11 protein-coding genes are annotated in these 14079 nt (G+C 61.7%); all 11 read left to right on the top strand.

Annotated features, from left to right (window positions below; all coding sequences use genetic code 11):
* Positions 1-34: 34 nt before the first annotated feature.
* The 11 genes from ribH to CKO31_RS03225 all read left to right on the top strand — a co-directional run bounded on the left by ribH (position 35) and on the right by CKO31_RS03225 (position 12776).
* Complete coding sequence (ribH, locus tag CKO31_RS03275) at positions 35-502, top strand: 6,7-dimethyl-8-ribityllumazine synthase (protein ID WP_200234051.1); 468 nt, start codon at positions 35-37, stop codon at positions 500-502.
* Complete coding sequence (gene nusB / locus CKO31_RS03270) at positions 502-999, top strand: transcription antitermination factor NusB (RefSeq protein WP_200234050.1); 498 nt, start codon at positions 502-504, stop codon at positions 997-999. Before ribH ends, nusB begins: the two co-directional genes overlap by 1 nt.
* A 52-nt stretch (positions 1000-1051) precedes the next feature.
* A complete protein-coding gene (gene thiL, locus CKO31_RS03265) occupies positions 1052-2002 on the top strand; it encodes a thiamine-phosphate kinase (RefSeq protein WP_200234049.1) in 951 nt (316 codons plus the stop codon).
* 321 nt (positions 2003-2323) lie between these two features.
* On the top strand, positions 2324-2842 hold the full coding sequence (locus tag CKO31_RS03260; RefSeq protein WP_242475116.1) for a phosphatidylglycerophosphatase A family protein: 519 nt from the start codon (positions 2324-2326) through the stop codon (positions 2840-2842).
* 322 nt (positions 2843-3164) lie between these two features.
* Entirely contained in the window at positions 3165-5414 is a 2250-nt protein-coding gene (gene parC / locus CKO31_RS03255; RefSeq protein WP_200234048.1) for a DNA topoisomerase IV subunit A, read from the top strand.
* A gap of 567 nt (positions 5415-5981) precedes the next feature.
* A complete protein-coding gene (locus CKO31_RS03250) occupies positions 5982-7112 on the top strand; it encodes a DegT/DnrJ/EryC1/StrS family aminotransferase (RefSeq protein ID WP_200234046.1) in 1131 nt (376 codons plus the stop codon).
* A 403-nt stretch (positions 7113-7515) separates the two neighbouring features.
* Positions 7516-8484 carry a hypothetical protein gene (locus tag CKO31_RS03245; RefSeq protein WP_200234044.1) on the top strand — a complete coding sequence of 323 codons (969 nt, stop codon included), beginning with the start codon at positions 7516-7518 and terminating at the stop codon, positions 8482-8484.
* A 10-nt stretch (positions 8485-8494) separates the two neighbouring features.
* Positions 8495-9415 (top strand): hypothetical protein, encoded by a 921-nt coding sequence (locus tag CKO31_RS03240; RefSeq protein ID WP_200234042.1) that lies wholly within the window; start codon positions 8495-8497, stop codon positions 9413-9415.
* 185 nt (positions 9416-9600) lie between these two features.
* Complete coding sequence (locus CKO31_RS03235) at positions 9601-10290, top strand: sulfotransferase family protein (protein ID WP_200234040.1); 690 nt, start codon at positions 9601-9603, stop codon at positions 10288-10290.
* A 182-nt stretch (positions 10291-10472) separates the two neighbouring features.
* A complete protein-coding gene (locus CKO31_RS03230) occupies positions 10473-11996 on the top strand; it encodes an oligosaccharide flippase family protein (RefSeq protein WP_200234038.1) in 1524 nt (507 codons plus the stop codon).
* 42 nt (positions 11997-12038) lie between these two features.
* Complete coding sequence (locus tag CKO31_RS03225) at positions 12039-12776, top strand: class I SAM-dependent methyltransferase (RefSeq protein WP_200234036.1); 738 nt, start codon at positions 12039-12041, stop codon at positions 12774-12776.
* Positions 12777-14079: the final 1303 nt, after the last annotated feature.

The raw sequence follows: 14079 nt of genomic DNA, 5'->3' as shown, positions 1-14079 counted from the left end.
CGCGCCAAACAGCAATCAATTTCGGTGACAAACCATGATCAAGACCGTCGAAGGCGTGCTCCGCGCAGACCAGGGCCGCTTTTGCCTGGTGGTATCGCGCTGGAACAGCTATATCGTCGAGAGCCTGGAGAAGGGCGCCATCGACACCCTGATCCGCCACGGCGCCGATGAGGCCAACCTGCGCATCGTGCGCGTCCCCGGCGCCTTCGAGATGCCGGTGACAATCGAGCGCATCGCCGCCAAGGGCGGCTATGACGCCATCATCGCCTTGGGCGCGGTCATCCGCGGCGGTACGCCGCACTTCGAGCACGTCGCCGGCGAATGCGTCAAAGGCATCGCCCAGGTGAGCCTCAAGCACGCGGTGCCCGTCGCCTTCGGCGTGCTCACGGTGGACACCATCGAGCAGGCCATCGAGCGCGCCGGCACCAAGGCCGGCAACAAGGGCGCCGAAGCGGCCATGTCGGCGCTGGAAATGGCCGATCTGCTGCGGCAGCTCGACTGATGGCCGGACCCCGCAGCGAAGCCCGGCGCTACGCGCTGCTGGCACTCTACCAGTGGCAGCTGAGCGCGCAGGCCCCGGCCGAAGTGGTGCGCTACTTCCTGGATGATCCCGCCTGGGCCGCCGCCGTCGCCGAGGACCTGCTCGGCGAGCCCGTCGACGCCGATGCCGACACCCTGACCCCGGTGCGCTACAACCCCCAGCTCTTCAGCGAGCTGGTGCGCGGCGCCGCCGAGCACGCGGACGCCATCGACGACGCCCTGCGCCCGTATCTGGATCGCTCCGTCACCAGCCTCGACCCGGTGGAGCGCAACATTCTGCGCATCGGCGCCTTCGAGCTGCTGTACTCGCCGCAGCTGCCGGTGGGCGTGATCATCAACGAGGCCGTGAACCTGGCCAAGGAGTTCGGGGCCACAGAGGGCCACCGCTACGTCAACGGCGTGCTCGACAAGCTCGCTCGCCAAGCGCGCAGCCAGGCGCCTGCCGCCGGCGGGCGGTGAGCGCTCGGTACCAGCGAGCATCAGCACCGTCCCCGCGGGAGCCAGCCCCATCGTGTCCGAATTCGATCTGATCCGCCGCCATCTCACCGGCCTCGGCGCGGGCCGCGACGACGTGCTCCTGGATGTCGGTGATGACTGCGCGGTGTTGCACGTGCCGGCGGGCCGCGAGCTGGCCGTTGGCATCGACACCCTGGTGGCCGGTGTCCACTTCCTGCCGGACTGCGACCCGGCCGCCCTGGGCTGGAAGGCCCTGGCCGTGAACCTGAGCGACCTCGCCGCCGTCGGTGCGGAGCCGGCCTGGGCGACACTGGCAATCACCTTGCCGGATGCGGACGAGGCCTGGCTCGCCGCCTTCGCCCGCGGCTTCGGCGAGCTGGCGGCGGCGGAGGACGTGCGCCTGGTGGGCGGCGACGTCACCCGCGGGCCGCTCACCGTCACGGTGCAGGCCCATGGGCTGGTGCCCAGCGAGCACATGCTGCGCCGCAGCGGTGCGAGGCCCTCGGATCTCATCTGCGTCAGCGGCGCCATCGGCGATGCCGGTCTGGCGCTGAAGCACTTGTTGGCGGGCGAGCCGGTCGACGACTATCTGCGCCGCCGGCTGGAGCGCCCGACGCCGCGGGTCGCCCTCGGCGAGGTCCTGCGGGATCTGGCGACATCGGCCATCGACCTCTCGGACGGCCTACTGGCGGATCTCGGGCATGTGCTGGCGGCGAGTGGCTGTGCCGCCCGCGTCGAGCTGGAGCGCCTGCCGCTGGCGGATCAAGTCGCGGCGGCGGTGGCCGAGCACGGCGACTGGTCCCTGCCGCTCAGCTCGGGCGACGACTACGAGCTGTGCTTCACCCTGCCGCGCACGGCCGCCGGGCAGCTGCCGGTGCTGGCGGCGGCGGCCGGCTGTCCGCTCACCACCATCGGCGAGATCGAGGCCGGCAGCGGCCTGCGCTGTGTGCGCGCCGACGGCAGCGTCTGGACGGGGCCCGACCAAGGCTACGACCACTTCAGCTAGCCGGGAACCGTGGGAGCGGCCTCCGGCCGTGACGGCTTCCTGTGGAAGCGGCCTCTGGCCGCGACGGCTTCCAGAGCGCAGATGGTCGCAGTGCGCGCCAAGATCGTCGAGCACAGCTACAAGCAATTGTTTAATCGGACCTTTTCGGCTATGGCCCGTTGCAGAAAGCGCGAAGCGCACTGCCTCTTCTCAAAACCGACAGAAGTGCGAAGCCCTCGCCCGGCGATGTACAGCGCAAGCACTGTGCTGCTGTGCGACAATCACCGACCTAACGAATCTTTTTCTTGATCCTGATCATTGATGTCGGATAAGGAGTCTTAGATGAGCACATCCGCCGAAGCCACTGCACCGAACATGAACCCCTCCGATCCCAAGCACCTACTCGCCTTCGCCGGCGGCGCCGGGCTTGCGCCCAAAGCGCCGGGCACCGTCGGCACCCTGGTGGGCGTGGTGCTCTATCTCGTGCTGTCCATGCTGCCGGTGGCGGTCTATGTGCTCGTGGTCGCCGGCCTGTTCGCGGCGGGCCTCTGGGCCGTGGGCACGGTGGCCGACGAGCTGGGCGCCGATGATCCATCCGCCATCGTCTGGGACGAAGTCGTGGGCTTCCTGGTCGCGATGATCGCCGCCCCGGCCGGCATCATGTGGGTCATCGCCGGGTTCGCGCTCTTCCGTGCCTTCGACATCTACAAGCCCTGGCCCACCGAGGCTATTTCCAGCCGCTTCCAGGGCGGCGCCGGCATCATGGTGGACGACTTGGTCGCCGGCGCCTACACCTGGCTGATTCTCCACGTCATGTGGATGATGGTGGAGGCATCACTGCGCGGCGCCGGCGCCCACTGACCGAGGCACCCCGGGCGGCTCCCCTCCGAAACTTGGGTCAGAGCAGCGCACACTGGCTATTGCTACCGCCGTGTGCAAAGAGACGTTGATCACGACGCCCCCCACTCGGCCGGCCGAATCTGTAGGGTGGACAAGCGAAGCGCAGTCCACCAAGGGGGCCCCGGGCCATGGGCGCATTTCGATACGAATCGACCATCCCGCCGCTTGAGCCCATGATCCAAGCCAGGAAAGCAAAGCCTACGCCGGCCGAGCCCACTCTCCATCCGGCCAACAGGCCACCGCAGCATCCCGGTCGACCCCCGGCCGGCCAAGCTAGGCGCACATGAGCGACCTCACCACACCCAATCCGGAGGGGCTGGAGCGCCTGCCGCTGCACCTCTTCAGCGAGCGCGCGTACCTGGACTATTCCATGTACGTCATCCTCGACCGTGCGCTGCCGCATGTCGGGGACGGGCTGAAGCCGGTGCAGCGGCGCATCCTCTACGCCATGTCCGATCTCGGCCTGTCCGCGACGGCCAAATTCAAGAAATCCGCGCGCACCGTCGGCGACGTGCTGGGCAAGTTCCACCCGCACGGGGACTCGGCCTGCTACGAAGCCATGGTGCTGATGGCCCAGTCCTTCAGCTACCGCTATCCGCTGATCGACGGTCAGGGCAACTGGGGCTCCGCGGACGACCCCAAGTCCTTCGCGGCCATGCGCTACACCGAAGCGCGGCTGGCCCGTTACTCCGAGGTCCTGTTGGCGGAGGTAGGGCAGGGCACCGTCGACTGGCAGCCCAACTTCGACGGCACCCTGGATGAGCCCAAGCTCCTGCCGGCGCGGCTGCCGAACCTGCTGCTGAACGGCGCCGCCGGCATCGCCGTCGGCATGGCCACCGACATCCCGTCGCACAACCTGCGCGAAGTGGCCCGGGCCTGCGTCCATCTGCTGCGGCATCCGGATGCCGATATCGCGGACCTGATGCGTCACGTGCCCGGCCCCGACCTGCCTACCGCCGGGGAGATCATCACCCCGGCACAGGAGCTCAAGCGCCTCTACGAGACGGGCCAGGGTGGCATCAAGCAGCGTGCCCACTGGACCCTGGAGCAGGGCGAGATCGTCATTACGGCGCTGCCGTATCAGGTGTCCGGCAATCGGATCATGGAGCAGATCGCGGCACAGATGCAGGCCAAGAAGCTGCCGATGATCGAGGACCTGCGCGATGAGTCGGACCACGAGTGCCCGACGCGCTTCGTCATCGTGCCGCGCTCCAACCGCGTCGACGTGCCGCGGCTCATGTCCCACCTGTTCGCCACCACGGACCTGGAGAAGGGCTACCGGGTGAACCTCAACATGATCGCCATGGACGGGCGCCCGCGGGTCATGAACCTGCGGGAGATCCTGAGCGAATGGCTGGACTACCGGCGCGCCACCGTCCGCCGGCGTCTCCAGCACCGCCTGGACAAGGTGCTGGAGCGCTTGCACCTGTTGGAAGGCCTGCTCATCGCCTTCCTCAACATCGACGAGGTCATCCGCATCATCCGCACCGAGGACGAGCCCAAGCCGGTGCTGATGGAGCGCTTCGAGCTGTCCGACGCCCAGGCCGAATACGTGCTGAACACCCGGCTGCGCCAGCTCGCGCGGCTGGAAGAGATCAAGATCCGCGGCGAGCAGGAATCCCTGCTGGCGGAGCGCGACGAGCTACAGGCTACCCTCGGCGACGCCGACAAGCTGCGCGATCTCATCATCGAGGAGATCGAACAGGACGCCGAGACCTACGGCGACGACCGCCGCTCGCCCCTGGTGGAGCGCGCAGGCGCCCAGGCCCTGAACGACACCGAGCTGAGCCCGAGCGAGCCGGTTACCGTCATCCTCTCGACAAAGGGCTGGGTGCGCCAAGCCAAGGGTCATGACATCGACCCCACCGCGCTTGCGTACAAGTCCGGCGACGCCTTCCTGAGCGCCGCGAAACTGCGCAGCAATCAGCTCGCGGTCTTTCTGGACTCCACCGGCCGCGCCTACTCGCTGCCGGCGCATACCCTGCCATCCGCCCGGGGGCAGGGCGAGCCACTCACCGGCCGCCTGGAGCCGCCATCAGGCGCCAGCTTCGTCGCCGTCCTCGGCGGCGAGCCGGACGATCGCTGGCTGCTGGCATCCGACGCCGGCTATGGCTTCATTTGTACCCTCTCTGATCTGTTCGCCAAGCCCAAGAGCGGCAAGGCGGTGCTGACATTGCCCGCAAGCGCAAGGGTACTCACACCCGTCCCCGTGCCCGGCAGCGTCGCCGATCTCGTGGTTGCGGCAACCAGCAACGGGCACCTGCTGGCTTTTCCTGTCAGCGATCTGCCTCAGCTCGCCCGCGGTAAAGGCAACAAGATCATCGGCATCCCGTCAGCGCGGGTGCAAGCGCAGGAGGAACGGCTTACGGCTGTGGTTGTGCTGCCAGATGAAGCGAACCTGTGCGTGCTTGCGGGCAGGAGGACACTGACCCTTAAGGTCCATGATCTGCATCGTTATTTAGGAGATCGCGGCCGCCGGGGTGCTTTGCTGCCGCGAGGCTTCCAGAATGTGGACGCTCTGCGCATCGGTTAATTCGATTTCCACTGACTTTCCTTTGTCTGCCGTCGCCGTGCGCTCGAGTGCGCACCGCTGCTTCGTGCCAACCCACTCCTCGGCCTTGGGACTTCTTGGGGCTAACGACAGAGCACCAAAACCTCGATCACGACCTCAGGCGGCAGTCGACCGCACGCTTGATTGCTGCCCCATAAAAGTCTCAATCGACAATGTCCTCCCACTGTGGCAGCATCTTGCAAGGGATCAGTTCTAACGGTTACGGCGAGCGTTACGGCTGGCAAGCTATGCCGTCGCATCTTGGACATGAGGTACTGCTCTCAACCACGCTTCCGACTCAGCCCGCGATACCCATTCGGCAAATCAATCAAAAATGACTGCAAAGTCGTCGTCCGTTAATCACGCCGCGTGTTGCTATTGCTGAGCCAGGGGCTATGCCGACTCGTGCTCTTTGCCTCGCGCTATGTATCACAAAGCAACAGGGACGCGCAAAAGCGGCCAATAGCGATCCTGCTACAGGGGCATATCCCACAGCACTTGCGCGAGGTCTTTTTGAGATGAGCCAAAGGTCAACAATCGGTGGCCACCATGAACATTAACATATTCCAGCCTGAGCTCCGTGATGAAGAATTGGCCGCAGTGCGCGAGGTGTTCCTGTCCAACTGGATTGGCAAGGGGCCAAAAACAGATGCATTCGAGGAAGCTTTCGCAAAGCATCTGGATGTGCCACATGGACAAGTAAGAAGCATCAACAGCTGTACAGAAGGCTTATTCAGTGCGATGCAGTTGCTGGAGGTTGGACCTGGCGACGAAGTGATCATGCCCAGCATTAGCTTCGTCGGCGCAGGAAACGCAGTCCGTGCAGCTGGTGCAGAGATCGCTTTCTGCGACGTCGATCCTCGGACCTTGAATGCCACGGCGGCCACCATCGAGCGAAAAATAACGCCCCGCACCAAAGCAGTCGTTATCATCCATTATGGCGGGTATCCTGCCGATATGGACGGTATTCTGACTCTCCTGAGTGACCAAGGAGTAGCATTAATCGAGGATAGTGCCTGCAGTGTTGCGTCCCGGTACCGAGGTCGAGCGTGCGGCACCTTCGGCGATATCGGCATCTGGTCCTTCGATGCAATGAAGATTCTTGTGACCGGTGACGGAGGGATGCTCTATCTTCGAGACCGTGAGCTTGCCGAGCGGGCTGCGTCCATCAACTATCTTGGCCTCACATCCGGGAGCGGCTTTTCGAGCGGCGTTGATCGACGGTGGTGGGAGTTCGATGTCGAAGTCTTCGGCCGACGGTCGATCACTAATGACGTCGCATCAGCCATTGGCCTAGTGCAGTTGGAAAAACTGCCCCGCTTCCTGGAGCGGCGTGAGGAGGTTCACAAGGCGTATGACGAAGCCTTAGGGCACTTGCCATGGCTGACCTTGCCGCCGGCATTACCTGACGACTGTACGTCGTCGTACTATTTCTACTGGATACAAATGGAGCCAGCCACCCGAGACGCCTTGGCGCGATTTCTTCGCGAACGCTCGATCTACACGACGTTTCGATACTTCCCTCTGCACTGGGTGAAAGCTTACGGGTCGACAAACGAGACCTTGCCCGGCTGTGAAGCGGCAGCGCAGCAGACACTCTGTTTGCCCATCCATCAGGGACTGACGGACAACGACATCGAACGGGTCGTTGAGAGTGTGCGGGCGTTCGGGGAAGGGTGACGCTCGCGGCCGGTAGCGGCGGTAGCCGGCGCGTCGCAGAGCGGTAATGATCGCGAGTCCGGGCACTATTGCAGACGCAGGCTTCACGGTACAGATTGGACGAGCGGAACGCAGCACACTGAATGCGGCGCGAGCCTCTCGGGACTGAGCTCGACTTCTTCCGCGCTGGTCCCGTTCCCGACCCGAGGGCCGTGGAGCAGACAAGGGCGAAAAGAGGACGAGCGGCTTCTAGCCAGCAGACTCTGTTTAAGGTCTAGCTTGTGATGGGGGCTTCTCCCGTTAGCTGGCTCCCAGCGGCGAAGGTGGCGCAAGCTCCCGCGTCTAGTTGCGCGCCAACACTGGCCGCGGCTTCCAACATTTTGCCCGTTTGGGTGTTTCTCTTCACTGCACCGGAGACCTCGTCTTGCAAGAGCCACTGCCCCTACCACTACGTGTCGGCTTGCGTCTCGAGCGGGTGCTACCTTGGCGTCTCTCGCAGGATCTGGACAGCCGGAACACCGCATCGCTACGGGCCCACTATGATCGCCTGAGCCGGCAGACAAAACCTCTTCCTGCCGGAGGCTCACCGCTGGACTTCGAGGTCCACTGCCTGCTCGGCGCCCGCCATATCGGGATGGCTTTGTGGTCGGTAAAGAGTTTGCTGTACCAACTCGGCTTCCCCGTGAATGTAGTGCTTCATGACGACGGTTCACTATCAAAAGGAGACCAAGACGAGCTTCGCGCGCACCTTCCGGGTGTGCGAATCCTGGGGCGCGATGAAGCAGATCGCATGATCCGTCCCAAGCTGGATGGCTTGGCGGGCGCGATGGAATACCGTTTCACTGAGGTTCCCACGTCAGACCATCGAGGCAACAGTTATAATATGTTTCTTTGGTCTTTGATCCTACTGGATTTTCACTTGCTGGCGCAGGCGAGCAAAGTGATGATCCTCGATGTGGACGTGTTGTTCTTCAAGCCTCCAACGCTGATCGCGGACTGGATTGGCGACACCAATGACGCTCGCGCTCTATACAGCGTAGAGGCTTTTCGCCCATTGGGTAGATCGGGCGGTGTCACCGACTATGGATCAAAACCGCGTGAAACGCTCAACTCAGGTCTGCTGTGCTTTCCGCGCGACTTGATCGACCTTCAAAAGATCGACAATTGGATCCTGGACAATCCCGATTTGATGTACACATCCCCGGTGTTTGAGCAATTGTGCTACAGCCACATCGTGCGCGGAGATCCAAGGAGCGTGAAGCTGCCAGGGCACCTGTATAGTTTCAACTACACAGACAGTAATTGCATTAGTACACATTTCGGCGTAAAGCGTGGCTTTTTTGATAACCTTCCCCGTGTAGCCCCGCTGCTGATGGAAGGCGAAACGGCCTGACCGGACAACCATGATCTACATCGTTCGCCGCCAATCTCCCGATTGGCATGAGCTCGCGACCACGTTTTCGCGCGACGGGACGTTCGACGCGGGGGCGCTGCTGCCGTCTCCCCTACCTATTGGATTTCCGGCGAACCTACTTGAGCTGGTGGCATTGTGGAACGCGACCTTTTGCCTCGATTTTTTTACAGTCCGTGCGCGGATTGCAGACATTGCAGAGGAGAACTGGCAATCTCTGGACGGCGTCGCCGTCTACCAGCAGCGTGAGATCGGTAATATAGCGCAAGCCATGATCGCAGCGGGGCGGGGTGCCGTTTGCTTCGTGGATGATGACGATTGGTTTGCGCCGCGATTGGCAACAGTCCTCAAAGGGCTGTCGCGCTCAAAATCTCATATCGTACGTTGGGCTGCGCCTTTGTACGACGGGAAACTGTACGTGCGCTTCGCGCCGAGGTTTTTCGGAAAGTGGGCGGCACGTAGCTACGAGTGGGCGAGCGCCCGCAACTGGGCGCGGGCGCTCTATGAGCGGGTGTTTCGGGCGCTTGCGCGCAGGCCCAATTTCGGGGAGTTTCTGCCGAGCGATTTGGTGTTGATGACCAACAATTATGCAGTGCAGGCTCGATACGTAAGCGAAATGCAGAGTATCGCGTGCCTGCGGGATCACGTGGAGGCGGCATTGTTGGTGCAGAGGACGAATTTGAAGCTGCGGTCGCTGCCGAATGAATGGTTGTCATTGACAAACAAGCACCCTTGCTCAGCGGGAGTGCTCGGGCGGGCGGATAATTCGGACGATACGGAAGCCTGGCTCAAGACCCATGTTCGGCGGTTTGCGGACGCTGCGACCGCCTTTCGAGCGCCGTCGGAGTTGGCGTGGGCCGAGCCGTTGATTCGGGCCACCGGGCATGTCTTCCGAGACGCGTGCCCGACTTAACGCTCCGGGACAGTAGATCAGCCCCTATGACCAGTTCAGTGCGCTACGACATCGACTTCCAGCGGAAGCTCCTGTGGTGGAGCTCTAAACCGCTGTTCCGCAGATTGGCTCCGGCAAGGCCCGTGAGTCGAATACTATCGGGTCGCGCGTGCTTGGTCCTGGGGTCCCAGCGCAGCGGCACGACCTTGTTGTTCTTGATTCTGACTTCTCATCCAAAAATAACGGGCCTCGATGAGAAATTTTCAGGGTTTGATCTGCCGCCGTGGCCGGTACTCGCATACAACAGTCTTGCTAGCCGGCGGACACTCTACAAATTGCCGACATTGACAAGCTCGGTGGACCGCGTCGTCGGCTGGCTGCCAAACGCTCAGGTCCTGTGGATGGTACGCCATCCATACGCAGTGGTGGCCTCCATGCGCACACTGCGCTTCGCGGACGGTCGTTCCTGGCTGGAAAGGTACGGCCGCGAGGAGCTGTCGTCGCTCGCGCGCGAATTTGGAGACGCACCGCAAGAAACGGAAGCGGACGATCTCGTTGCTGTTGGTGCGCATATCTGGAAATACAAGATGCGCAGCATGACGCGCTTTATTGAGAAAGGAATGGCGGTGCGATCGATCCGGTATGAAGATCTGGTCGATGAGCCGGAACAAACGCTCAAGCCAGCGCTCACCGCGCTTGGCCTTGAATGGTCTGACAATCTATTAGAGCATCATAAGTTTCACGGCAGCGAGCGCCACGCTGGAAACAGCAGGGGGAACGTGCCCATAGATCGGGCTCGGAAAGAGGCGCGGGCGCCATTATCACCGCGAGAGAAAGAGATTGTCGCCGGCGTCTGTGCAGCGGCGATGACGGACTTTGCGTACGGAAAGGCATGAGATTGCCTACCGGTCCGGACAGAGGGCGTCGCGCACGGACCGGCTGAGCTGGCTTGGGAGCGCCTTTGGACCGTTGGGACGCATCATGAGAACCTGAAGCCGCGAGCCAGCGCCTGCTAGCCCAATCGACGCACGTGCGAACGCACTAAATCGTGCGTTAGGAATGTGGAATTGTACCAACGATGAGCTTCATGGAGCGGGTACGCGCGGGCGCGTTTTGGAGCCTCGGCGGAAATTTGGCGTCGACTTTAGGCAGTTTCGCCGGCGGGGTAATTCTCGCCAGGATCTTAGATCCGACGGATTTCGGCGCGTTTTTATCTATTACAGTATTCACTTCGACGCTAACGATGCTGTCGAAATTCGGCCTTCCGCAAGCCCTGATGCAAGCCAAGGCTGTGCGGGAAGAGCAAGTTGACGCGGCGTTCCTGTGGGTCACCCTGACGTCTGCGGGGGGTTGGCTACTCCTCAATCTCGGCGCCGCAGAGTTGGCCTCGGCTTTCGGAGCGAGGGAGATCGAGACGGCGGTTCGAATAATGAGCTTGGTCTTGTTAGTGAACCCGTTCGAAACGATCGCCATTGCGTTATTGCGGCGAGAGATGCGCTTCGATGCTGTGACGAAAGTCGAGATTAGCGCGCTGATTGTTTCTTTGGTGGTCTCGATCTCCACAGCGTTAGGCGGATTCGGCGTCATCAGCTTGGCTTTAGGAACCGTGAGTGGTGCGGCCGCCACGATGATTGCTGCACTGAAGCAGGTGTCCTGGCGTCCGCGTCTAAGGCGCATTGGTTATGTGTTTCCGCTGTTACGATTCTCGGGTCTGGTGACTTTGAACAACACGATTATTGTGTTTACGAATCGCGTTGATAACATGCTCGTGGGGTTACTGAGCAGTCTGGGTCAATTGGGCCTCTACGGTCGCGCATTCTCCCTCGCTAGGATACCTGTGGACCAACTCGGACAGACCTTGGGCCCTTTAATGTTGCGGTCTTTCTCAACGCTGCGCGACGATATTTTTGAGTCCCGGGAACTGTACCTAAAAGCTTTGACGACGCTCTCTCTCCTGATCTTTCCATTTCTCGCCGTGCTCCTCGTGTCGGGGAAGGAACTGTTAGTTATGGTTTATGGAGAGAAGTGGGGGGAAGGGGGCGTGGCGCTGGCGCCGCTGACAGTTGCTGGTATGTTTACCTTGGTTTACACAAAGACCCGCGCACTAGTGACGGCGCAGGGTTTCGTTGGTAGGCTTCTGCAAGTTCACTTGGCCGGACTGCTGGCCACTGTGGTGCTGGTAGCGGCTGCCGCGCCCATGGGATTGTTCGCGCTTGGGTGCGCGATTGCCGTTCGTGAGGCTTTTCTAGTTGTGATGGTCGTGCGGTTAAGTCAGCAACGCGGGCTGGGCGTTACGCCTCGGCTCGTTCAGTTTGCCTTGATGCCGGCGCTTGTTGCGTGGCTGCTCGCTGTTGTGATGGCTTTGCTCGCTCTTGAGGTGTCCGCAGATTGGCGCCCCGACTTGGTGGAGAACGGCATGGGGCGCCTAATTTTGGGTATTGTGGTGACATTAACCTGTTACTCTGGAGTCGCGTTAGGTTTGGGCCTTGGGTGGAAGTCTCATCGGTACTTGATGAGTGCTCAGGGCCAAATTTTCGGTGTGGTGGCTCTGCTGCTGCGGAAGGCGAGGGTGATGCGGGATCTCCCGGCGGAGAGGGGATAGAAGTTCAAGTCGTTTGATTGTGAACTGTCAGGGGGCTATAAGGTGCGTGAGAATTCGCGATCAGGATCGGTCAAGGCAGCCGATATAGAGCAGTATGACAGTGGTTTTTTCCTGGACCACACGGCTCGACAAGGCTATGCGACGCTGGCACATTTGCTGTTCCGCTTGTTCAAGCCTACCTCAGCTGTCGACTTCGGATGTGGAATTGGAGAAACTCTTTTTCACTTGCGCCGACGAGGTGTTGTTGTATTTGGCATTGACGGGTCTCCGGCGTCTGCGGAATTTGCACGGATTCCCATGAACATTGTCGATTTGACGAAACGTATTACCTTGGAGTCCAAGTTCGACCTTGCGATTTCTACCGAGGTTGGTGAACATTTGCCGGAATCAGCGGCGGATGCCTTTGTTGGTAGTATTGCGGGGCATGGTGTGGATGTGTTTTTTACTGCTGCGCAGCCTGGGCAAGGCGGTCGCGGCCATATCAACTGCCAGCCTAAAGGTTACTGGGAGGAAAAGTTTGCGGCGCAAGGGATGGAGCGGGCGCGCATCGCTGAAGCGAGCATTCGCCTTGGAATGTTGCCGATGCGCTGGGGTGGTATTCCCTGGATCAGCAGAAACCTTCAGGTCTTTACCCGCAGTCCGGGTCGCCTCAACGCGCGCGGGCTTTGGCTGGGTATGTTTTTTGCGGCGGAGTCCGTTTATTGGCGTGCTCGCGCCAGCCGCTTGGGCGGAGGGGTTTACTGGGTGCCCGGGGGTGAAACATCTCCTCTCGGGCGGTAGGCTGGCAGCATACATGGGGGGTTGGTATTCGGTGGGCTTTATGCGGTACCAAACCGCGTCAAAACGAAGCGCGCCGGCTGCATTACCTCCCGGCGCCGTTGTGATGGTATCGGGTATGTACCGATGAACTATGTAGAGTGCAACGGACGCCGGGACCTTGGTCATAACTCCGACCACTTTCGGCGCCAGTCTCCGGCGCTCCAGGCTAAGGATCTGATTTGATGGGATTGGTAGGAGCGCAACCACCGGCGACGCTCGGTTTGGACGGACTTATGATCAACGCCGACGCCGACGCCGACGCCGACGCCGACGCCGAAGCCGGTGGGCGGTCACGAACGCGCGCCCTGGCGGTGGGCTGACGGCGCCATCCCCCTCTTGGTATGGGCGCGCCCAGGCAGGCAGCCCTTCAGGGCCAGTGTTATTGGTCAAACTGATTGTGGCCCGTGATGGGAGGATGGTCGTTGCTTGGTGGCGCGGATGACGGGTACCCTGTTACCCTGAACTGATTCAGCTGAATCTACCGGGCGGGCGTCGGCCAAATGGGCTTGATCATACGCTCGACGATCGTGCGCGCTGGCCTCTACAGGTACTGGGCCGAATGAAGCGGTCGATTTTTCAGGCCAGGGCCGACCAGAGACCGCCGCGAACAATGGGATTTGGAGGGTCTTAGGACCAACGTTGTCGAAGTTTTACGCTGGCGGGGCGGACGGCGTAGAGGGCCGGATCATGGTGAGTTCGCCGTGCAAAGTGGCTGGGATCATGTTCGACCGTGTTGTGCTCTTGGCTCGTATTGGGAATGAGCGGGTGTCGTCAGGAGAAGGCGGTGGACCGCCGGGCCTCCATCAGGTTTGCTGACGCCCCGTCCAGACAACTGCGCGGCTTCGCCCCTAGCCCCGAGCTATTCACGCCTTACAAGGGCGACCTGGCCTGTATTGTGCGGCGAGGCGGCGGCGAGGCCTTGATCATAAGTCCGTCCAAAACCTAGTGTCGCCGGTGGTTTAGCTTCCGCCATGCCCAAGAAATCAGACACTTAGGCTGGAGCGCCGGAGGCGGACGCGGAAGGTAGTCGGAGTTATGATCAAGGCCCGGCGGCGATGTAGCAGGGCGAGGCCGGCGGAAGTTTGTGTCTCCGGCCTAGCCAAAGCGACGGTCCCATCCTGTTGGCGTACGCTCCTACGTGGCCTTGATCATAAGTCTGTCCAGAACCGAGGGTTGCCGGTGGTGTCGCTTCCGCTCAGCCCATCAAATCCGATACCTAGGCCGGAGCGCCGCAGACCGACGTCGAAGATGGCCGGAGTTATGA

The organism is Thiohalocapsa halophila (assembly GCF_016583825.1).
GTDB classification, from domain to species: domain Bacteria; phylum Pseudomonadota; class Gammaproteobacteria; order Chromatiales; family Chromatiaceae; genus Thiohalocapsa; species Thiohalocapsa halophila.
The sequence above is the reverse complement of the archived record's forward strand: the minus strand, read 5'-3'. Positions and strand labels throughout refer to the sequence as shown.